Raw genomic sequence first — 22,385 nt, 5'->3', positions numbered from 1 at the left:
ATCTACACTCTTTCCCTACACGACGCTCTTCCGATCTGCTCAATTAATATAGCACAGAATTTTGTATATGCAAAATTAAATAACTACTTTTACTGAAACATTTAAGAATAAACTCTATACCACTCTTTCATGCTAATAAATCCTGCAAGAATGAGAATTATATCTTTGGAAGAGGTGGTAATATAAATTTTTTTAGTTAGGGTTAAAGGACGTCTTAAAAATGTTTTAACTACTGTAATTCTTTTTAGAAATAAGCTTATACAGTGCTGAGATTTGTACTAAATTAAACATTCTTTATTATTAGTAACAAAGTACTTTTTAAAGTATAGAATAAGTGGGGTTTCCTACGTATTTTCTGAAGAATTCCAAACTTGAGATCCTATAATATTTTGCAAGTAATAGAGTTAAATTTAAACATTTTTCCTCACTAATTTCTAAAAAAGTAAGAAAACGTAACATCTAACTATTAATACCTTCGGTATATTTAGAATTCTCCGGAAAAACATTTTTATATTAATATAAAGGGATTTTATAAGTTAAGAACTCTTTGTCTGCACGAGATAAATAATCTGATAAATCTTCTTTTTCCTGAGGAATATGGGTAAAGTTCTCAACTTTTAGTTTCCCATTTAGTACTATATTATTTTGTTCTTTAAATTCAGAAAAATCCTTACCCATACGCCAAGTATTACTTATTTGGCTTTCTTGATGCTCAGTAAGTTTATAAATATTTTTAAAAACACAGTAGTTTTTTACAGTTGCTATCATACCTTCTTCTCCTTGAATAAAATTTATATAGAAATAGGATCTTGAACCGTTAAAATAATTATTATAAATATAAGTATTAAGTAGATACATCTTATGAAATTCACTATTATCATATACAAAGGTGCCTAATTGGACCCTATTATAGCAATGGTTACCTGCAAAAATAGTATTCTTAGTATTTCTAATTTTAAGATAGCCGTTTGATAAATCGGGCCAACCTCTAAAATAATTGCCGATAATTTTTAAGCCATCATAAAATTTTACATAAATTACGTGATCTCTCTCATAATTATTTAGTTCATTACCGTGTACGTAATTATCTCTAAAAACGATATTTTGTCCATTAGAGACAATGTTATAAGCAGTAATAAAATAACCTTGATCCTCTGTTAGAAGAATAATATTCTGTAATTTAAGATTTTCTACTTTTTTTAGTACGGAAATTGTGGTGGTAGGTAACATTAATGCAGCTTCATCTTTATTAATTAAAGATCCCCAAAAATTATGCTGAATTAGAGTGTTTTTCCCAGCAAATGTAGACAAAGATTTCCCATGAAATTTCTCTCCACGCATAAAAACATTACCCTTAATTTCTGAATAAATATTACTAACCGAGAGTTGATAAGCACTTTTAGTATTAAAAAAAGCATTGTTGATAATTTTTAAGTTTTCTTTATAAGGACCACTAAAATATACTTCAATATTTTCAAAACAAATATTTTGAATGGTTATATCACTAACTTTATCGTTATAATTAGTATTACCAAGAGTGGTATGCCCACCTTCCCTAGTAATAGCAGTTAATAGAACCTCGCCAGTACTATCACCTATTAGAGAATTATAACTTTGTAACTCAAAATTATAATTTAAGATAATATATACCCCTTTTGGAAAATATAAGCCTTTTTTTTGAGTGTTTGATGCTGAAAGTGCAATTTTGAAGAGATCTGAGATATCGCTATTAGAATTAGGTATAATTCCGAATTCAGTAACTGATATTAAATTATCCATAGTTTTTTACTCCTGTTTTGAATGGTTTGGCAATGTTATAAAAATCTTTATTATAAAATAGAAAAATTTTTTGAAGGTAATGGAATAAACATATTTAGCAATTATATTATAGAGATAAAAATTAATATACTTTTTCTACGAATAACTATAACTAATAAAAAGTTATTTGTCAAGATAAAAAATAAATTTCTGCATTTTATGCAGATTTTGTGTGTTTACCAGATTGCTTAGTGGCGGTGCGAAGCCCTACCCTTCTATAAGATATTTTCCCAAGCTTTGCATAATTTTTAGCTAATTGGGTACTCAGCACTGCAACGAAGATTACCTAATAGGCATACTTATATTTTCATTCTAAAAAATAAATTAAATCTCTGAATTGTTTGCAGAGAATTGAAATCATTGAAATATTTTTCGGGGAAATCATTTTGAGTCATAACATTTACCATAGTGAGCATTCTAGTGTAATCAAGATAAAGACCGCCCATTGCTCCGTAACTTACATAATCGTTAAAATCATGCTTAAAAAATAATCCGGCACCGAAAAACACACTGTTATTTCCTATAAAAGCACCCAAGCTTTTAGTTTTTTCATCATTAAAAGAATAGGCTACACTTAACAGCGGTATAGGAGGTATATAAAGATCCTCCAATTGTCTAAGCTTTGAGAGATGCTTAATGTTTTCTTTTGTAAAGGGGTCTTCCAGTTCGTTGATATACAATATTCCTATACTAGTATCCCAGCGTTTATTGGAATAAACTGCTGCAACAGAAGTAACAATTTGTAATTTAGTATATAGGGTATTTTCTCTTGTAGCTAAAAAATCAAGAGCTTCTTGTTCTTTATTAGGATACATAATTTTATTAGATATAAGAACGCTAGGAACCTGAGGTTCGATATAAGTTTCCATAATACTACTCAGACTTTCTGCTTTAAATGTCCAATTGGTATTAAAATTATAACTAACCTCGAAGCCTAGTGAGTGAGTATTGGATGCCCTATAGTTTTTATTGTAATTAAGGTCGTGTTTAAATGTTTGATAATATCTCCCATCAGAAGTTTTTACTACTTTAATACCATCTGAGACAACTCTCATAAAACTTATTCCCTGTATATAGGTTAAAGCTATTACAAAATCACTATGAAAGTAAGCATAACGGATAGCCCATAATGGAGGAATATCGTACTGATTTATGATTTCTCCGATGGTTTTATCAAATAAAGGACTTAATCTTGGTTTAAAAAAATAATATAGGGAAAATTCTTGAGTGTCTGTCGGAAAAATTGAGATTGAGGCAATATCCTGAGGATATAAAAAATCAGTTTTTAAAGGGGTAATACTGGTAATATTATCATTTAACGGTAGAGTTAAATTAGCTATTAGCGGTAGAATATCCAATTGTCCCCAAGTAACATTTTGTCTACCGACATTGATCATAAAATATTTTGAAGGACTAAGTTTTGCATAAAATTCATTGAAAGTAAATTTATCATAGGTATACACATAATTTATGTTCGTTTCCAAACCTGTCATACTTACAAAAGTAAATTCCTGCATAGAGTAATAATATCCTCCTAAAAACTTAACTGAGAGCATATCCCAAGTATTATTATAAGCTAGAGAAAGACCAGCAGAACGTTTATCCATTTTAGTTGAGTTAAAAGATGAAACAAGACCTAATTCTACGGTTAAGTGCTTTTTAAAATCCTCAAAAACCGAAGTGGTTTTCTTAGTAATGTGTACTTCTTCTAATTGTAAACCATCGGTGGAAAACTTTGCCGTTCTACCTGTGTTATTAGTACTTTGGTTAGGAGAAAAAGCCATTATATTATTAGGTGCTGATACATTGGGTGCAGTTATCCCGAAAGAAAGCTTAAAATGGCTAAAGAGTACAATTATTATTAAAAATTTAAAGACGTGGGGTATATTAATTTGAGTATTACTAAGATTGTTATTAAAAGGATACAGTAACGGAACTCGCATTACTATAATTATCTCCTTATATACTATATTTAGGTTGATTTTTAAAAGTATTTTTATTATAATATAATTTTCGTAAAGATACAAATAATTTGTCAGAGAAGGTTAAAAATGCAATTTAAGATTTTATATAGAGTTTTAGCTATGCTAGTACTGAGTACGGTTGCTAGTGCAGCTATAAGTGGCTATGATGTAATGAAGATTGTATATGATGAGGCAAATAAGAATAAAAATCAGCTTATTGATATGAAATTAATTATTGTAAATAAGGATAAAGAAAAAAGAACTCGTTTATTTCATTTAAAATCTAAAATTGCTGGTTCTAATACTAAGAGTTTAATAAAATTTTATGAACCTGCACAAATTAAAGGTACTACTTTATTAACTCATAAAAATAATAGTACTTCTGATACTTCGCAATGGATTTACTTCCCATCTTTTAGATCTATTAAAGCTATTTCCGGTGATGAAAAAAATCAAAGTTTTATGGGCTCAGATTTCTCATATTCCGATATTGCTGGGAGACAACTTAATCAAGATGAGCATACTTTGGTTAAAGAAGACGATAATTACTATTATGTAACTAGTGTGCCGAAAGATAAAAGCGATTCTTACTCTAAGATGGATATTATCGTGAGTAAGAAAAATAAAGTAGCTTTAAAAATTGTTTTTTATAATAAAAGCGGAGAAATTTTAAAAACTCTATTAAATTCTCAAGTTTCATTGGTAAACGGTGCTTATGAAGTGGTAAAATCAGTAATGAAGAATGAATTAAGAGGTGGAGAATCTATGATGGAAAAGCTTAATATTAATACTAGTGTTAATATTAAAGATGATGATGTAAATTTAAAAGCCTTACAACTGGCTTCTTAATAAAGATTGAACAGTTAAAGAGAGCTTATTTTTTAGCATGTTTTTTAATCAAACTCTTTTAAAAACCTTAATTCTGGTATTTTGGGCGGTATTAATTTATGTATTATTACTACCTAATAAAAACCTATATTATGATAATTCTAAATGGTTAGGAGCGAACAATCCCGTAGAAAAAGCTTTGAATTTACTGGAGAGTAAATTTCAGCCCTATGAGAATGTTGTGCTGGCTTATGACTTTTCTAAGAATATTTTTAATCAAAAAACCATAACTTCTATTAGAAATTTAGGAGATGATTTAAAAAATATTTCCGGTGTAAATGAAGTTTTATCTCCTCTTACCGCAACAGTATTAATTGAGCATAACTCTGCATTAGAGAATATTACCTATGAGAAGGCAATTGACAAGAATTATTATAAAAACCCAGCAGAAGTACAAGAGAATTTTTTACAAAGCCCTTATTATTTAAAAATAGTTTCTAAAGATTTAACTAAGGTATCCCTCATTGTAAAAACAGATACTTTGAATGATGATCTCAAACGTAATAAGGTTATTGAGAATATTCAAAATATAGTTAAAAAATACTCAAAAGAACTACCGAAAGTGCATTTCTCTGGGGATGGTATTTTAAAATATCAACTTAATTTGGAAACTCAAAATGATTTATATAAACTCGTAATTATTAATTTTTTTATTATCGGAATAATTGCTTTTGCTTTGGGAGGCTATAGAAAAACTATTATGGTATGGGGGGTAACCCTAATTACTCTCTTGACTTGTTTGTTTGTAATCGGAATTAATGAGCATCCTTTAACTTCTTTAAGTATTGCTTTAATTGTAATGGTAAATGTGGTGGGGGTGAGTGATGCTTTCCATATTATTGAATATTTTCAACATACGCAAAGTTTGCCTAAATATCAAAGAATTAGTAAATTAGAACGGATGATAGTTACTATTAAGGCTACTATAATGCCTTGTTTTTTAACTAGTCTTACCACTGCCGTAGGGTTTGGTACTTTTATGTTTAGTGACCTTATTCCATTAAATAATTTTGGTCTTGATGCTTCTATTAGTATTATGTTTTCTTACCTCTTTAATATGCTTTTAATGGCTAGTTTGTTATTAATTTTACCTATGGGAAAAACTGCGGAAACTAAAAATTCGCAATACACTAAACTTAATTTAGTGTTATTAGAGAAAATTTTTATAGTGGCAACCAAATACCCTAAAAGGGTGATTATAACCTTCTTAGTATTAATGGGATTGCTGCTCTCAAGTTTACCCTTTGCTAAAACTGAGAGTAATTTTTTAGATGTATTCTTTGCTAAAAAAAGTAACTTTTATCAGGATTTCACATATTTAGACAGATATTTTAAGGGTTCAAACAGTTTTAATATTATTTTAGATAATCAAAGCTCTGACTATTTTAAAACCATGGAGGGTTTTAATAATGTAAAATTTTTAGTTGAAAAACTAGAGAGCTTACCATTAGTTAATGCCACAGAGAGCTACTTATTACCTCTTAAAATGGTTCATGAACATTTACGAAGAGACAAATCCCCCTATCCTGTTTCTGAGGATGAACTAGCACAGGAATTATTATTCTTAGATTTATCAAGAACTGATAACAATCAGGGAATTTTAACAAGTTATATAGACTTTACTTATCAAAAAGCTCATATTAAGCTACAAACTAATAATTTAAATTCCGAACAATTAGATAAATTAGTGAATGAAATTCAGGTAATTTTAAAAGATGTTGCCATTAAAGAAAAAATAATTACCGGTAATAATGAATATTTTAATACCCTTAGTAAAGATGTTTTAAGTACGCAATTCATTAGTATTGTGCTATGTTTTTTTATTATCTTTGGTATCTTTTTTGTGGTATATAAAATAGAATTATCACTAAAAGCTACTTTGGTATCTGCTTTTCCGATAGTATTTGTGCTTTCTAGTATTGTACTGAGTACTACTCCTTTTGATTTTGCGGTGGTATTGGTGTCTAGTGTTACTCTGGGTTTAAGTGTGGATAATACTTTACATATTTTATCCAATTTTTTAAGGGCACGCAGAAATTCCTCCGGATTAAATAAAGAAGCACAGTTAAAAGTCGCTTTATTTGTACCAGGTTTAGCTATTACCCAAGCTGCACTTTTATTTTGTATTACCGCACTAATCTTTACGGTATCTGATTTAGTATTGCTAAAAAAATTCGGAATATTTACGGCAATTACTATTATGGTTGCTTTTCTTACTTCTACCCTGTTCTTTTTAGCTTTGCTACGCTCCGGCAAACAATCTACATGACAATGTTGCTTTGGCTAATTAATAGTCATTTCTCTAAAAAGTAAATTTCTGTGTGCCTATCCAATTATTCTGCCTATAGTGCGGAGCAATCTCTATTCAAAATTATCTACTCTAAGCTAATGTTCCCAGCTTTTAAATTTCTAAGTTTTTAAAAAAGCTATGGAGAAAGATTTAATAGTAGTCTTGGGAGAGGCTACAAGGTAAGTATATTAGTATTGGGATTAAGAAGTATAGTATACGTTTAGTTATAGAGGAGGTTAGAAGAAATACTTAGCATTAAGCTGGAAGGTACTGGTTTTTACTTGTTGATTCAGTTCTTGAGAATATAAAAAAGCTAAATTTAGAATACCATTATAGAGATAATTTATCCCTAGTTGCAATTCAAGGGTATTCTGATTATAAACGCCATCTTGTAAGCTTAGAGCATCTTTAGTATAACTATGTGTGAAGGCTACTTTCGTTGTACTAATATCTTTATTTAATTTTCTGTTATATTCAAGATTTAGGAAAGGAGCAATATCGTGCTCATTTACTTCTAGGGAATTACTTAAAATCTGTGAATTTTGTGAGGTATTATGCTTTATGGCGGAGCCTGTTGTAGTTTCTAAATAAAAAACTTTACTTAATCTAAGCCCAATACTCCCTATTACATCGTTAATATTTTCTTTTGTTACCTTTAGACTTAAAGGATGATTATTCTCTTTATAATCATTCATAGTATAATAAGAGTAACTTATTCCTACGTAAGGATTAAGGGTAATAAATTCGGTATCAAGAATACTACCAAATTCATTATTTAGAGTGAAAACTTTATCAGAGATATCAGCTACAGCAATTCCGTTTAAGGTAGAAATTTTAATCTGTCTTCTTTGTTTATGGTTAATAAGAGTATAGCTGAAATTACTAATAGTGTAGAAATTAGCTAATTTATAATCTGTATTATAACCTAAATAAATATTTATGCTATAGGAATTACCTGCTAATTTAGATTGAAAATTTTTACTCTTAGCAGTTAAATTACCATAACTTAAGCCTCCTCCTAATACAGCATTGTTATAAATATTATCAATTCCTATGGTAGTGCTTAGAATTTTAGTATTGAGAAGCTTTGTATTAGTAGAATTCTTATTTGTAAGATTATTACCATTAATAGTCCCGCCTTTAATGCTACCATTACTATAAGCACTACTACTCCAAAGAGCTAAATTATGCTGGTTAGGTAAATAGAAAGTCAATTCTTCATAACTACTGCCTAAAACATTAGTAAGAATATTTAAACCCCTATTCATTATTTGCTCATTTAAGTTATTAATAAGTTGTTGGTTAACTTTCTTTCTGATATTATTTGGTATTGGTGCTAAACTAGCAGTATTATTTACTAGATTCTTTCTATCATCTTTATAGAGTAATAAATGTTCCTCCATAGCAGGACTCCAAAATTTATTATCAATTAATTTCTGAATATGTGTGCTAAGCTGAATAAGATTAGTATTATCTGTTATATGATGCGGATTAGCACTAGTAGTATTATTAGTTAAGACTACATTGGTTTTTTGTAAATTAATTATTAATTGTTTTTTATTAGCACTAAGTTTAGAGTTTATTTGATACTCTATATCCTGATACAATACTATAGAACTATCTCCTACTAATTTTATTTCTCCGCCTGCTTCTACAATTACTATTTCTTGTGTAACAGGAGGATGTATGCCTACTCTCTTTATATAAACATTAGTATCATGTAGGGTAAAATTATTTGTTATTAATAATTTACCAAAAAGTTTCTTATTAAAATCTATTTCAAGATTTATTCCTATGCGAAGTTTTGATGAGGGGTTAGAGAGATTAGTTTTTCCCTTATAACTTTTTAAAGATAATTGCTGTAGTCCTAATTCCATAGAGCTATTATTACTAGTAATATGTAAATTTTTAACATTATTATGTTCTACCCTAAGAATACTATTATTTAGAGTAATACTCTCTTTAACATGGGGATCGGTATTGCTATAAATATAGTTAGTATAGTTAAGAATTAGATTATTAGTAGTAAGATTTTTAGGTAGAACGCTCTTAATACCTTTCTCAATAATAAGATTATTTATGTGTAGGGCTTGATTAGTAATAAGTTGTGCATCATTTTTTACTTCAAGGGTATCTAGTTTAATAGTTCCAGTATTATTTAAGTTTAAAGAATTATTATTTCCTCTAATACTTAGAGTACCTATCTTTACCTCAGTATTTAGAGTTAAGGTAGTATTATTCATTAAGCTTAAGTAGGTAATTTCTGTAAGGTTAGGAGTAGTGGTTAGAGTTAGATTGATATCTTCTAAACTTAAATTATCAATTATTGCCTCTTTAATGCTTAGATTAGTATTGATTGTTCCCTTACTATAATTTCCTTTAAAGTAATTTTCCCCCTCGGTTTTTAATTCCTTAATAGTAAAAGTTACTGCGTTTAATTCTAAAGAACTATTTTTTAGGAATAAAGAATTAAGAGTATTAAGATTCATAGACTTAAGAATAAGCTTAGAATTTACTACTTCTACAGTATTATCATTAGTTAAAACAAGCTCTTGTATGGTTGCATTTTTTATCTCATGTAGCAGTACTGTAGCTTTTTCAGCTAGGGTTAATTTATCAATATTAAGAGTTTGTATCTTATTAAGGTTTAGTAGCCCTTGTATGGTTACTCTTGGTCCTGCGGTGTGGCGAAAATCTAGGTATTGTTTTATAAAATTAGTAACTTTTGTATTATCTGTAATTGCTAAATCAAAGTCATTTTTCAGTTGTTCTTTGATGATAATATCTTTGTTAGAGTCTACTAATTCATCATCAAGTAAGTTTGTTAAATATTTTTTAGCAACATCTTTTTGTTCTAAAGATTTGCTAGGATCATAGAGAATATTAAATATATCTTGTATTTTTTTTCTCTCTCTAGCCGTAGCATTAGGATCTCTATATTTAGTGAATTCATTAAGGAGATTATCCCTATCATTGGGGATGGTATGTTTTACGGTTACATTTTTAAAATTAGTATTCTCTATATTATCTAAAAGAAGTTCCCCCTCTATATTTACATTGTGAATACTTAGAGTTTTAACATCTTCTAAATTAGCTTTTAGTTTTACTTCTAACTTAGGAGTAGTTAGGTTTAAAACGCCTTTAATAGTACCTTCTTCCATGTTTAAGATTTGTGATACATGCAGATCCTTAATATTTGCAAGTTCTGCTTTGCTTTGCATAATAAGTTCTTTAGCACTTAGAGTGGTAATGTCTGAAATGGTTCTTTCTTTTGCTAAATTAATCGTATACAATACTTTGAGAGTTTTTATGTTATTAATATTACCGTAATGCATAAAAATGTCCCAGGCTTCAAGGTTTTTGACATTACTAATTTCAGTTCTTCCGTCTCCAGGTTGAAATAAAATTTTACCGTTTACTCTTAAATAATTAATATTAGAGAGTTTAGTAGTGGCACTTTCATCACTACTTTCTATAACTAAACAAGCAGGAAAGCTACTACTACAGCCGAAAGTTAGATTGTCCAGATTAATTAGAGTACCATCAATTGAACCCCCGGTATTTACATGTAAATCCCCATTATTAAAATCAAGATTTGCCTCAAAGATATTAAGAGAATTTGTAATAATCTTGCTTTTAGTACTATTAATTTTTACGCTCTTGAGGTTATCAAAATAGAGGGCATCAAAATAATGCCCCTGATTAATTTCGATTTGCAATGTACTCTTTTCTAAATTAGCAATTGCTAAAGAACCCATCAGAGTATTAAGATTAAGAATTATATGTTGTATTTGCTCAGGATTATTAAGGTTTACCGACTCATGAAAAGTTATACTGTTGTGTAATAAAAAACTACCGTTATTTTTAGAGTTAAAATTTATAACAAAACCTGATAAGGAGTTAGGATCAGGGTGAAGGTTTATATTAATATTATTAATGCTATTTTTTTTATCAGTACTACTTAAGGTAATACTTTTGTTAACTACATTCTGCCGAAGATTAAGAGTATTAGTATCTTTATTAATTAAGATAACTTCATCAAGTGGACTATTTTTAAAGTTTAAAGCTACAACACTGTTGCTAAGAAGAATGATACTGGTGATGCTGATAATAATAGTGAAGAATAATGATATTAATCTTTTAAGCAAGTGCTATCCTTACTGTTATATTACAATGTTATTATTATAATAAAATTATGATTGGTAGTAATAGCCAAAATTAGATTTAAGCTATATAATATTAAAATTATCTTATAATAATTATGGTTAAATCTTTTAGGTAGTGCTAAAAATAAATTTAACCTTAATAACTCTTAAGCTATGTTATTAAGATATGCTATTAAATAGAATTTAGAGTAGACCATATTTAGGATATTTCCTGTATCCAGTTCATTTGTATACTTTCTAAGATTTTCTCATTAGATTTGTGAGATTCATCATCAAAACCATCTAACTTTAGAACCATTGCATGTAATTCTGTGAATCTTAAGGCTAGTATTTCTTTTTCTGTATACTCAGGATAAGTCTCTTCTAAGGCGGGTATTATATCGTATATATCAAGCCATTTCATAATTTTACCTATAGTTTGGTTACACTTTTTATTGCAAGCTTTAATTATATGCCTGTAGTTACCTATGTTACTATATAAGATAGGTAATTAGTACTAATGTTCGTGTTTGGTTTCATTTTTAGTACGTGATGGGATTTTTAGGGTAATCCCGTCTATTTCTTTATTTATTACTACTTGGCAGCCCAAACGTGAAGTTGCGGTTAACCCAAAAGCTGTGTCTAGCATATCATCTTCATCCTCACTTGCTGCTGGTAATTTAGCATAATTCTCAGCATCAACAATAACATGGCAGGTAGAACAAGCCAAAGATGCCTCACAGGCTCCTTCTAATTCAACACCTTTGTCGTGAGCAATGTCCATGCGAGCAGCCTCAAGGATGGTGGTTCCTTCTGGGATATCTACTTCTATTTTTTCTTCTTCTGGGGTGATAAAAATAACTTTAACCATGCCATTAATCCTTATTCTATATTAATAAAACCTAGTTTTTAAGTAGATTTTTGTGTCTTTATTCCATGTCTATGCTTGTCTACGGAGTACTTGCTTTCTTTAAGTTTTCTCTAAAATTTTTTCTAACCTTTTTAACTAAAAATTTATCTTCCGTATCTTCTAAAGAGATTATACCTTAGGAATACGTAAAACCATACCTTCGAGTTCTTTAGTAACAATTATTTGGCAACCCAAGCGTGAAGTTGAAGTTAAACCAAAAGCTAAATCTAGCATATCATTCTCATCTTCAATTGGTTCTGGTAGTTTATCATAAAACTTTTTTTCTATAATAACATGGCAGGTAGAACATGCCAAAGCTCCTTCACAGGCACCCTCTAATTCAATACCGTTATTATGAGCCGCCTCTAAGATAGTAGTTCCTTCTTCTATATCTACTTCTATTTTTTCATCATCTAATGTGATAAAAATAATTTTAACCATATACTTTATTCCGTTTTTTATATTAATGTAATTACCCTTTAGAGAGTTTATGTGCATTTCTCTGCTTCATGCTTTGAGAAATCTTCATAATTGCCTCACACTCCTGAATTTTCCTACTACTATGAAAAATTCTATATTATTATATACTATTTTCTATATCTTGAATACTTTTTCCTGTTAATAATTTTTTAATAGCTTTGTTCATTCGCCTTTCTGCAAAGCTAGTACTAAAAACCTCAAGATCTTTGCGGTGTATTTGAATTTTTTCTCTATATTCTAAAATAGCTTCTACCGGATGTGATTCCTTCGCTTGCTCGGTAGTTAGCTCAGATAAGTTTTTCTTAACAGCTTCTTGCTCAGCTACTTTGCTACTAAGCTCTTGGGTATCAGTTACATCTGTTTTCACAGTAAAATTAGGTTCATTTTTTAGTAGATTCTTTAAATTATCCATTTTAAATTGTAGTTCTTTAATTTCCGAAGGAGTTAAAAGTTCAGAATCAAGTTCTAATGCAGAAGTTATGGTATCAAGAAGTTGTTCTGCCTCAATCTTTTCCTCAGAAAGTAAGCGTAGTTTTAAGTCTTCCTGCCCGTATCTTAAACTATTAATAAGCATCTCTTTCATATCCTCAAGACTTAAACCGTAAGTAGGTTTTACTTCAATGCTTTGCTCAATATTAGTAAGAGATTCTTTGGCTTTAATAGTTAGTAGCCCATCGGTATCTACGCTAAAAGTAACTAAAATTCTAGCAGCACCGCTAACCAAAGGAGGAATTCCTTTTAGAGAAAACTTAGCCAAAGAACGATTTTGGGTGGCAAGTTCTCTTTCTCCTTGTAGCACATGAATGAGCATTGAGGTTTGATTATCTTTGTAAGTAGTGAATTCTTGAGCTTTAGCAACCGGTGTGGGAGTATTTCTTAAAATAATTTTTTCTGTTAAATTTCCCATTATTTCTATACCTAATGATAAGGGAACTACATCTAATAATAAGGAATTTTGCCCTTTTCCGATTAAATTATTTGCCTGATAAGCTGCTCCTAAAGCTACAACTTCATCAGGATTCAGACTGCACAAAGGGGTAACATTAAAATGTTTAGCTATCATTTTTTGCAAATAAGGAATTCTAGTAGAACCGCCCACTAAAACTACACCTTTAATATCTGTTAAGTTAATATTACCACTTTTTAGAGCTTCATTGCAGATAGTTATGGTTTTAGAGAGTATATTTGATATTTTAACTTCAAATGCTGTTCTACTAAGTGTATAAGTAAAATTTTTATTTTGAAAATTAAGAATTTGGGTAAAAGTTTCAGAATTAGAGAGTTCTTCTTTAATAGCTTTGGCTACATCTAAGAGTTTACTTAAATCTCTTTTATTGAGGCTTCCTAATTCAAGATGGTTTAATTGCTTTAGGGTGTTACGTTCATTGTGGGTATCTTGATTAGCAGATTTATATTTATTGAGTTCCTCAGTTTTTTCTACGTTAGATTTATCTAGGTTAAGTGTAACTAACTTATTAAGAATGTCTGATGTTACTGCTTGGGTTTCCTGCGATTGAAATATGTCTGCAGTACTGTTATGTGTGAGTTTATTAGAGTTTTTATGAGGTGTTGTATGCGGAGTATTAAATGCTTGATTAAATTGGTGTAGAATATCCTCAGCTAATAAAAGATCTATATCATTTCCTCCCAGACTGGTGTCTCCTAAGGTAGAGAGTACTTTAAAAACTCCTTTTTGCATGTTTAAAATAGAAACATCAAAGGTGCCACCGCCAAAATCATAAATAATGTAAACACCCTCGGTTCCTTCGTCTAATCCGTAAGCTAATGCCGCCGCGGTTGGTTCATTAATTAAACGCAGAACCTCTAAACCTGCTAATTTTGCTGCATTTTTAGTGGCAGTTCTGGCAAGTTCATCAAAATAAGCTGGTACCGTAATTACTGCTTTAGTAATAGGTTGTTTTAGTACTTGTTCCGCATTATTTTTTAAGTAAGCTAGGATTTCTGCTGATATTTCTTCAGGAGTAATTAATTTATCCCCTATTTTAATCTTAATTACTTTATCACTGGTTTTTGTATCTATATTAAAGGGTAATAAATGCATGGAATCTTTAATATCTTCTAACCCTTTACCCATTAGCTTTTTTACGGATTTAAAAAGAGAATGTGTATTAGCGGTTGGAGAACCTTGAGCTGATAGGGACTGAGAGCTTAGGGTAGAAGTACCGATAACCTGAGAATTATTACGATGATAGGTATCATAATGGTTGGGTTGGTTATTCAATGTAGGTTTTGCGGTGTGAGTAGATAATTGCGGGGTTACGTGCAAGGAGTTTAAGTGAGATTTTTCTGTTTTCCCCTCTTCTCCTGCAACTGGTTTTTCTACTTCTGTTAGTACATCTTGTTGAAATTCTGCTAAAGCTTGATTGCCAACTATAAATTGATTATTTTTCAGATAAACAACTGATGGAATTAAACGTTTTGTAGGGCGTGTTATACTAGAATTTTTTACTTCAGGAGCGGATTGTAAGGTACTTGTTTTCAAATGTGCGGTAGTTGTTTCTAAGGATGTATTAATTTCTTCTAAAATATCTTCAAAAATTATAGCCTTACCACTGTCAGCTACTACTGCTACTAAGGAGTTTGTAGTGCCTAAATCTATCCCAATAGCAAATTCTGAGACAGAGGTTGTTTCTGTTTTTTTATCTGAGTTTTTAGTTAATCCATCATTAATTTGCAATAAAGACATATTAAAAATATTACCTATCAAATTACTTTAAAAATTTAAGTTGAGATTTCTCTGTAATTCTATCTATATATCTTACAGTAATAAATTCTTCCTTAATTTTATTATACTCTAAATTAGTAAAATAAGAATCTATATTTTTTAAGTGTTTAGTTCTTAGATTCTGTAATTTTACTAAAAAATTAGCTAATTCTGTTTCAGATGTTACTTCTTCTAACTCTTCATACCACTCAAAAAAAGCTAAGTTCATTTTATTGTTTAAGTTGCTATCTTCTTCTTTAATTAAAATTTGGTTAGTTTTTAATAAGTATAAGTACTCAATTCTGGTTAAATCATTTAGTAATGTAGCAGAAGCCTGATTTAAGAACGAGCTATGCAGAAAAGCATTTTCCTGTTCCAGCTTAGACTTAGTAATAAATCTATCTGGATGAATTAAACTCATGAGTTTTAAATAATTAGCCTCACACTTAACTTTATCAATAAAAACCTCTTTTTGCAACATTAGATAGGAAAAATAATTCACCTTATTTATAGAAAGATTTAAAGGGTTTAGGTATTTACAATTAGGACAGAAAAAGTTATATTCAAGGTAATTAAAAACCTCATTACAGTTACTACAATTTAGATTAAACATAAAAAGATTTACCGCAACCGCATTTACCTTTTTCATTAGGATTAGAAAAAATAAAACCTGCTTCTAAACCATTATCCATATAATCCATTTGTGCACCTATAATAAAAAGCATGGCTTTAGGGTCTATAAAGATTTTAAAGTCATTTTCTAAGGGAATAACTTCATCAAATTTATTAACTTCATCTACAAAAGCCAAATCCCAAGACTGCCCCGAGCATCCCTTAGTAAGTAAAGAAACTCTTAATCCTAAAGGCTTGACCTCTCTACTCTTACATAAAGCTTTAATTTTATCTAAAGCAATTGAGGAAACAGAGATAATTTGAGGTAGCTTACGCATTTTTAACACCATTTAAGAATTATTAATAACCCACAAATCCTGATTCTTAGCTTTACCAAAAGATTATAACTAGAATTTGGAGAGAAATCAATACTCTTAAAAATTATTAAGAGTATCTATTCTCTATAATACTAGGTTCTTACCCTTATACTTTAGCTAAGAAAGATAAGTATAAACAAGAGCTTTTTAATTAAGCCGAAGCTAAATTTGCCTGCTTTTCTTTAAAGTTAGCAATTGCTGCCTTAATTGCATCTTCTGCTAAAATAGAACAATGAATCTTTACTGGAGGCAAGTCTAATGCTTTTACAATAGATATATTTTTAATTTCTAAAGCATCATCAAGGGTTAATCCCTTAACCATTTCAGTAATTAAACTAGAAGAAGCAATTGCTGAACCACAACCAAAGGTTTTAAACTTAGCATCAACGATTTTATTCTCTTCTATTTGAATTTGTAATTGCATTACATCACCGCAAGCAGGTGCTCCTACCACTGCAGTACCCACATTTTGTAAAGTATCATCTAATTTCCCTACGTTCCTTGGGTTTTTATAATGGTCTATTACTTTGTTACTATATGCCATAACTAATCTCCTTATTTAAGTTGTTATTATATATTTAAAATTTTTCTTATTATTTCTTATTTTTAATGCTCTGCCCACTTAATAGTTTTTAAATCAATCCCTGCTTCTATCATATCCCAAATCGGACTTAATTCTCTTAATCTTTTTACACCGTTAATTAAGCTATGTGATGCTACATCAATATCTTCTTTAGTTGTAAACTTACCAAAACCTATTCTAATAGAAGTATGAGCTAAGTCGTCTTCTACTCCTAAGGCTTTTAATACATAGGATCCTTCTAAGGATGCTGAAGTACAAGCAGATCCAGAAGATACTGCAATAAATTCATTAGTATCCAAAAGTAAACTTTCTCCCTCAACTCCTGAAAAACTAATATTTAAATTATTAGGAACTCTATTTTTTAAATCACCGTTAACATAAATTTTTTCTAAAGAATCTTGCATTTTACCAAGGAAGTAATCACGTAAAACAGTTGCATGGTTAATATTATCGGTTAATTCTAATTTAGCTAATTCACAAGCCTTACCGAAACCTACACATAAAGGTGTCGGCAAAGTTCCAGAACGGATACCTCTTTCTTGTCCACCGCCGTGGATTTGTGGTACTACTCTCACTCTAGGTTTTCTTCTTACGTAGAGTGCTCCAATACCTTTTGGTCCATACATCTTATGGGCTGAAATTGAAAGTAAATCTATATTCATTTCATTAACATCCATAGGCATTTTGCCGATTGCCTGAGCCGCATCCGTATGAAAAAATATCTTGTGTTCTCTACAGATTTTACCAATTTCAGCTAAAGGTTGAATTACCCCGATTTCATTATTAACTGCCATAATGGATACTAAGACAGTATTAGGTTTAATAGTAGCTTTTAAGTCTTCTAACTTAATTAGTCCGTTTTCCTGTACGGGTAAAATAGTTACCTCATAACCTTTATCTTCTAAATAATGAGCTGTAGAAATTATACATTTATGCTCAATTGCACTGACAATAATATGATTTTTACCCTGCGGTGCATAAAATTCTATAACACCTTTAAGAGCTAAATTATTAGACTCTGTTGCACCTGAGGTAAAGATAATATCTTTTGCGTCTGCACCTATAATACTTGCCACGTGTTTTCTTGCTTCTTCTACGGCATCTTCTGCTTCAAATCCCCAAACATGATTCCGAGAATGTGGATTACCATAATTTTCTGTAAAATACGGAAGCATTACAGCCATTACTCTAGGATCTAAAGGAGTTGTAGCTTGATAATCAAGATAGATCGGTTTATTAGGTGATATTTTTAGATTAGTCATAATTTTATTCCTTTTACTTTTATTAAATTAGTAAGTGCTAATATATTCAACAGCATCAACAGCATGATTAAGGGTATTTTTAGCAACACTTTTCTTATTTTTAATTACTGAAGCTAAAGAAACTTCTGTTAAATAGTCTTGAATTTTGTACATTAAATCTTCCCATAAATGATGTGCCATGCAGGTACTGCTTAAAACACTACAATTCTTATTACCTCTGCAATGAGTAGTTTCTATTTTTTCATCTACGGCTTGAATAATATTAGAAATTGTGATATCTTCAGGATTTCTTGCTAATTTATAGCCACCGTTAGGACCTTTTACACTGGTTACTAAAGATTTGTTTTTTAGTTTAGAAAAGAGTTGCTCCAGATAAGATAAAGATAGACCTTGTCTTTTTGCAATAGTGGCAAGTACAATGTTCTCATCTTTGGAATGTACTGCTAAATCTAACATAGCTATTACTGCGTAGCGACTTTTTGTTCCTAACTTCATAATTTTAACCTTTTTGTTATTTAGTAGATTTAATAATTTAAGTAAAATAACCTTATTAATTTAAGGATACACTTTTATTTTTATAATGTCAACTATTATAGGATAAATGATAATTAATTTATTAAGTTTCGGACTTTTAATCATATTTCCTGTACTCTATGGAAGTTACTCTACTATTTTGCTGAGTAGACTCTTTCTATTAATTATTTTCTAACATTTTTGTAAAGCAATCTTATGTTTGCTTTGACTAAAACTTCTATAAACTTAACTTCTATCTTTATGGTGAATTTGTGTGTTTAGGTTAGTATTTTGTTAGAGTGCTGAAGAAAGAGGAGGTTTGGTATGCTAAACAATAATTTTTGCTACTTACACAAGGTTTATCTTAAAGGTAGTATAAATTAATTATAATTTTTTACTATTTTTCTAATAATTTTTTTGTTAGTATGTTGTTAAAGTTGCTTTAAACAAAGAGTTATAAGCATACTCAAAGTTAATAGTTACAGGTTATAATTTAGGATAATTATTAATGGCTAAGTTAATCATTAATTCCATAGATGCAAAATTAGAAGCATTATATAAGGCTTCTGTTTTAGAAGATCCTTCTTGTGTATTATTATTGCATCCGCATCCCTTGCATGGAGGAGATATGCATAGTAAGGTAGTTTTCACTATGGAAAAAGTCTTTTATAATTTGGGTTTCTCTACTCTGCGGTTTAATTTTAGGGGAGCTGGTTCTTCCGAAGGGGAATATGGTGATGGTATCTCTGAATTAGTAGATGCCTCAACTTGTATTGACTGGTTACAAAACAATAATAAAGCTTCTAATTCTTTTTGGGTAGCTGGGTTTTCTTTCGGGGCATATATAGCTTTACAACTCACTATGAGAAGAATAGAAATTAATAATTTTATTGCTTTAGGTATTCCTACTGATTTATTTGATTTTTCTTTTATCCATCCCTGCCCTACTAACGGCTTGTTTATTCATGCAGATAAAGATGAAATAGCCTCTATTAAGGAGGCTGAAAAAGTTATTAAAAAAGTTATTAAAACTAAAGAAGCAGTTTTAGAATATGAAGTTATAAAAGATAGTGATCACTTCTTTACTAAGCACTTAGATACTTTAGTAGTAGTTTTAGAGAATTATATTCAAAAGAATCTTAATCCTTAAATCTAGGTGTGATCTTTGATTTTATAAGATAGATTATATAATAGTTAGAAAAAAGATTACTAAATTTGGGTTCTTATTTAACTCTCCGAATTTAGGGAAAGTTTCTTATGTATTGAATTTACATAGTCTGATGAAGTTCTTTACCTAGAGTTAAAAATGCCAGGATAAAAATTAAATATTAGAGAGGAGTATAAATTATGAGTGTTTTAAAGTCAGATTTTTTAAGAATTTTGGAAAGTAGAGGATTTATTTATCAATGCTCACAATTGCAAAATTTGGACGAACTCCTTAGTACACAGAAAATTAAGGCTTATATAGGATTTGACGCTACAGCTGATTCCTTACATATAGGTTCTCTAGTACAAATTATGATGTTAAAACATTTACAAAATACCGGACATACACCAGTAGCATTATTAGGAGGAGGTACTACCCTAATCGGAGATCCCACCGGTAAAGATACTTCACGAATTATGCTTACTAAGGAACAAATATCCCTTAATTTAGAAGGAATTAAAAAAACTTTATCTAAATTTATTAAGTTTGAAAATAATCAGGCTTTAATTATGAATAATGCCGAATGGTTGTTAGGCTTTAATTATATTAATTTTTTAAGAGATTACGGTACGCAATTTACTATTAATAAAATGTTAACCTTTGATAGTGTTAAATTACGCCTTGATAGGGAACAACCTTTAAGTTTCTTAGAGTTTAATTATATGATGTTGCAGGCAATAGATTTTTGCTATTTAAATAAAAATCATGGAGTATTTTTACAAATGGGAGGGTCAGACCAATGGGGAAATATTATTAATGGGGTTGAATTAACCAGAAAATTAAATAAACAAGAAGTCTTTGCTTTAACTTCTCCTCTTATTACCAAGAGTGACGGTTCTAAAATGGGTAAAACCCTCGGTGGTGCCGTATGGCTAGATGAGCATAAATGTTCAAGCCTAGAGTATTATCAATTTTTTAGAAATATTGATGATAACGATGTACCGAGATTCTTAAAATTATTTACAGAACTTCCTCTTGCAGAGATAAAAAAATTAGAAATTCTTCAGGGTGCCGAAATTAACGAAGCTAAAAAAATCTTGGCTTTTGAGGCGTTAAAAATTTGCCATGGTATAACTAATGCTAAAAAACAAGCTGAAGTTGCCGGTAGTACTTTTGAGAGAAATGAAATAAGTGCTAATTTACCAACTTTTCAGGTTACCTTGGGTGATGATAAAATTATAGGAAATAAGATGCATAGAGAGGCTGTAGAAACAGATTTTCTAGTAGATAAGTTAGTTTATTTAAACATTTTTGAGACTAAAAGTGAAGTTAAAAGATTGATTCAGGGTGGTGGTTTGAAAATTAACGATGTAACGGTTGATAATATAGATTATCAATTAAATAGCACTCTTTTTCACAATAGTATTCTAAAGATTTCAATTGGTAAGAAAAAACATATTTTGTTAAAACTAAAAGTTTAAGCTTGAGTATGTAATCCTTACTTACTCAGACAGGAATAACCGTAGCTATCTTCTTTTAGTAAAAGTAGGATGCATTAAGCTAAGCTAATAGTGGACATTTAAAAGTTTGAGAGAATGATTAATAATAGAAAGAGTATACTCTTTACAGCATTAATTGTAGGATAATTCTAAAATTGTTAATTTAGAATTATCATAATCATTGCCTAGATTGTTCAAAAATCTAATTTGTAATTGTTTTTTTATAGAATTATCAAAACTATCTTGATAACATTTTTGTGCACCAGCCTAATTAGTATATCTAATTATCTAATAAAGATAAGGCATTTATAATATCAGTTACTTTCCATTTACCTACTATAGAATAAGACTTTATACTCTATACTGAATATTTGCCTATTATTAAATCATTATAGCTACCCATTATACTGTCTAAATATTTATCATACTTATTAAAATTAACTCTAAATAAAAAAAGTGAGGATTAATTTACCTTAAATTTTAACAAAAGTAGTTAGTAAATACAAGGTATCTGCCCTTTTAAGCAGTTATTAACTTTAAATATCTTGTAGAGTATGAGTAATAACTAGTTCTCTAATGCACACATGTTGGGGCATATTAAATACAAAAGCTATAGTTTCTGCTATATCCTTAGAAGTAAGTCCGCCATCAATTATATTATCTCTGTAGTTACCATAAGAGGTTTTAATATCATTATTAGTGGTATGAGTTAATAAATTAGTGTTTACAACACCAGGAGCAATAGTAATTACTCGTACTGAGTGTTCTGCTACAGCCTCACGAGTGCTTTCACTAATAGCATGTACTGCATGTTTAGTACCGCTATATACCACATGAGTCGGACGGGTTTTTCTTCCTGAAATAGAAGAAATATTAATAATGGTACCGCCTTTTCTCTTAATCATATCTTTTAATACACAATGCATTCCATTTAAAACTCCTGTTATATTAGTATCCAGCATTTCCTGCCATTCTTTAGGATCTTGTGCTTCTATTTTATGTAACAGCATAACACCAGCATTATTAATTAAGAGTTCAGTTTTACCGTAAATTTGTTCAGCCTCTATAATTGCCTGTTTAAAGGCTACAAAATTTACTACATCTAAAGGTTTAATTAGAGTATGTTCATTATAAGATCGGAAGAGCGGTTCAGCAGGAATGCCGAGACCGAT

The 22,385-nt window shown here is 29.8% G+C and carries 16 protein-coding genes; 4 read left to right on the top strand and 12 right to left on the bottom strand.

What is annotated here, in order from left to right:
* Nucleotides 1–513: 513 nt before the first annotated feature.
* Entirely contained in the window at nucleotides 514–1,779 is a 1,266-nt protein-coding gene (locus tag ACQCX0_RS04250) for a hypothetical protein (RefSeq protein ID WP_462562937.1), read from the bottom strand.
* A gap of 338 nt (nucleotides 1,780–2,117) precedes the next feature.
* The gene (locus ACQCX0_RS04245; protein ID WP_462562936.1) at nucleotides 2,118–3,761 is read right to left on the bottom strand and encodes a hypothetical protein; all 1,644 of its coding nucleotides are present in this window, start codon (nucleotides 3,759–3,761) and stop codon (nucleotides 2,118–2,120) included.
* A gap of 108 nt (nucleotides 3,762–3,869) precedes the next feature.
* On the opposite strand from ACQCX0_RS04245, the gene ACQCX0_RS04240 reads away from it, so the two are divergent.
* Together ACQCX0_RS04240 and ACQCX0_RS04235 are read left to right on the top strand one after the other, a co-directional pair.
* Complete coding sequence (locus ACQCX0_RS04240; RefSeq protein WP_462562935.1) at nucleotides 3,870–4,631, top strand: outer membrane lipoprotein-sorting protein; 762 nt, start codon at nucleotides 3,870–3,872, stop codon at nucleotides 4,629–4,631.
* A gap of 37 nt (nucleotides 4,632–4,668) precedes the next feature.
* Nucleotides 4,669–6,939 carry an efflux RND transporter permease subunit gene (locus ACQCX0_RS04235; protein WP_462562934.1) on the top strand — a complete coding sequence of 757 codons (2,271 nt, stop codon included), beginning with the start codon at nucleotides 4,669–4,671 and terminating at the stop codon, nucleotides 6,937–6,939.
* A 257-nt stretch (nucleotides 6,940–7,196) separates the two neighbouring features.
* Here ACQCX0_RS04235 and ACQCX0_RS04230 read toward each other — a convergent pair whose 3' ends face one another.
* The 10 genes from ACQCX0_RS04230 to ACQCX0_RS04185 form a co-directional block, all read right to left on the bottom strand.
* On the bottom strand, nucleotides 7,197–11,108 hold the full coding sequence (locus ACQCX0_RS04230) for an autotransporter outer membrane beta-barrel domain-containing protein (protein WP_462562933.1): 3,912 nt from the start codon (nucleotides 11,106–11,108) through the stop codon (nucleotides 7,197–7,199).
* A gap of 217 nt (nucleotides 11,109–11,325) precedes the next feature.
* Entirely contained in the window at nucleotides 11,326–11,529 is a 204-nt protein-coding gene (iscX, locus tag ACQCX0_RS04225) for a Fe-S cluster assembly protein IscX (protein ID WP_462562932.1), read from the bottom strand.
* A gap of 93 nt (nucleotides 11,530–11,622) precedes the next feature.
* Nucleotides 11,623–11,976, bottom strand: coding sequence for a 2Fe-2S iron-sulfur cluster-binding protein (locus ACQCX0_RS04220; protein ID WP_462562931.1), 354 nt, complete (start codon nucleotides 11,974–11,976; stop codon nucleotides 11,623–11,625).
* Nucleotides 11,977–12,144: 168 nt separating this feature from the next.
* Nucleotides 12,145–12,456, bottom strand: coding sequence for a ferredoxin family 2Fe-2S iron-sulfur cluster binding protein (locus ACQCX0_RS04215; protein WP_462562930.1), 312 nt, complete (start codon nucleotides 12,454–12,456; stop codon nucleotides 12,145–12,147).
* 139 nt (nucleotides 12,457–12,595) lie between these two features.
* Nucleotides 12,596–15,202, bottom strand: coding sequence for an Hsp70 family protein (locus ACQCX0_RS04210; protein ID WP_462562929.1), 2,607 nt, complete (start codon nucleotides 15,200–15,202; stop codon nucleotides 12,596–12,598).
* A 22-nt stretch (nucleotides 15,203–15,224) separates the two neighbouring features.
* The gene (gene hscB / locus ACQCX0_RS04205) at nucleotides 15,225–15,833 is read right to left on the bottom strand and encodes a Fe-S protein assembly co-chaperone HscB (RefSeq protein ID WP_465029885.1); all 609 of its coding nucleotides are present in this window, start codon (nucleotides 15,831–15,833) and stop codon (nucleotides 15,225–15,227) included.
* On the bottom strand, nucleotides 15,826–16,170 hold the full coding sequence (locus ACQCX0_RS04200; protein ID WP_462562927.1) for a HesB/IscA family protein: 345 nt from the start codon (nucleotides 16,168–16,170) through the stop codon (nucleotides 15,826–15,828). Before ACQCX0_RS04200 ends, hscB begins: the two co-directional genes overlap by 8 nt.
* Nucleotides 16,171–16,360: 190 nt before the next feature.
* Entirely contained in the window at nucleotides 16,361–16,753 is a 393-nt protein-coding gene (gene iscU / locus ACQCX0_RS04195) for a Fe-S cluster assembly scaffold IscU (RefSeq protein WP_462562926.1), read from the bottom strand.
* Between the two features lie 62 nt (nucleotides 16,754–16,815).
* The gene (locus ACQCX0_RS04190; protein WP_462562925.1) at nucleotides 16,816–18,054 is read right to left on the bottom strand and encodes an IscS subfamily cysteine desulfurase; all 1,239 of its coding nucleotides are present in this window, start codon (nucleotides 18,052–18,054) and stop codon (nucleotides 16,816–16,818) included.
* Between the two features lie 27 nt (nucleotides 18,055–18,081).
* Nucleotides 18,082–18,549, bottom strand: a complete 468-nt coding sequence (locus ACQCX0_RS04185) for an Rrf2 family transcriptional regulator (RefSeq protein ID WP_462562924.1) — start codon at nucleotides 18,547–18,549, stop codon at nucleotides 18,082–18,084.
* A gap of 526 nt (nucleotides 18,550–19,075) precedes the next feature.
* Between ACQCX0_RS04185 and ACQCX0_RS04180 the strand changes: the two genes are divergently transcribed.
* On the top strand, nucleotides 19,076–19,717 hold the full coding sequence (locus ACQCX0_RS04180) for an alpha/beta hydrolase (RefSeq protein WP_462562923.1): 642 nt from the start codon (nucleotides 19,076–19,078) through the stop codon (nucleotides 19,715–19,717).
* Between the two features lie 197 nt (nucleotides 19,718–19,914).
* Nucleotides 19,915–21,195: a tyrosine--tRNA ligase gene (tyrS, locus tag ACQCX0_RS04175; RefSeq protein ID WP_462562922.1), complete on the top strand. Its 1,281-nt coding sequence runs from the start codon at nucleotides 19,915–19,917 to the stop codon at nucleotides 21,193–21,195.
* Nucleotides 21,196–22,385: the final 1,190 nt, after the last annotated feature.

The sequence above is a fragment of the Candidatus Hepatincolaceae symbiont of Strigamia maritima genome, assembly GCF_055505085.1.
The sequence above is the reverse complement of the archived record's forward strand: the minus strand, read 5'-3'. Positions and strand labels throughout refer to the sequence as shown.

Excerpts from the sequence above, each read along its gene's own strand:
- ACQCX0_RS04235 (WP_462562934.1), top strand. The coding sequence starts at position 4,669 with ATGTTTTTTAATCAAACTCTTTTAAAAACCTTAATTCTGGTATTTTGG.
- hscB (WP_465029885.1), bottom strand. The coding sequence starts at position 15,833 with ATGTTTAATCTAAATTGTAGTAACTGTAATGAGGTTTTTAATTACCTT.
- ACQCX0_RS04215 (WP_462562930.1), bottom strand. The coding sequence starts at position 12,456 with ATGGTTAAAATTATTTTTATCACATTAGATGATGAAAAAATAGAAGTA.
- iscX (WP_462562932.1), bottom strand. The coding sequence starts at position 11,529 with ATGAAATGGCTTGATATATACGATATAATACCCGCCTTAGAAGAGACT.
- ACQCX0_RS04210 (WP_462562929.1), bottom strand. The coding sequence starts at position 15,202 with ATGTCTTTATTGCAAATTAATGATGGATTAACTAAAAACTCAGATAAA.
- ACQCX0_RS04220 (WP_462562931.1), bottom strand. The coding sequence starts at position 11,976 with ATGGTTAAAGTTATTTTTATCACCCCAGAAGAAGAAAAAATAGAAGTA.
- ACQCX0_RS04250 (WP_462562937.1), bottom strand. The coding sequence starts at position 1,779 with ATGGATAATTTAATATCAGTTACTGAATTCGGAATTATACCTAATTCT.
- ACQCX0_RS04185 (WP_462562924.1), bottom strand. The coding sequence starts at position 18,549 with ATGAAGTTAGGAACAAAAAGTCGCTACGCAGTAATAGCTATGTTAGAT.
- iscU (WP_462562926.1), bottom strand. The coding sequence starts at position 16,753 with ATGGCATATAGTAACAAAGTAATAGACCATTATAAAAACCCAAGGAAC.
- tyrS (WP_462562922.1), top strand. The coding sequence starts at position 19,915 with ATGAGTGTTTTAAAGTCAGATTTTTTAAGAATTTTGGAAAGTAGAGGA.
- ACQCX0_RS04200 (WP_462562927.1), bottom strand. The coding sequence starts at position 16,170 with ATGCGTAAGCTACCTCAAATTATCTCTGTTTCCTCAATTGCTTTAGAT.
- ACQCX0_RS04190 (WP_462562925.1), bottom strand. The coding sequence starts at position 18,054 with ATGACTAATCTAAAAATATCACCTAATAAACCGATCTATCTTGATTAT.
- ACQCX0_RS04240 (WP_462562935.1), top strand. The coding sequence starts at position 3,870 with ATGCAATTTAAGATTTTATATAGAGTTTTAGCTATGCTAGTACTGAGT.
- ACQCX0_RS04180 (WP_462562923.1), top strand. The coding sequence starts at position 19,076 with ATGGCTAAGTTAATCATTAATTCCATAGATGCAAAATTAGAAGCATTA.
- ACQCX0_RS04245 (WP_462562936.1), bottom strand. The coding sequence starts at position 3,761 with ATGCGAGTTCCGTTACTGTATCCTTTTAATAACAATCTTAGTAATACT.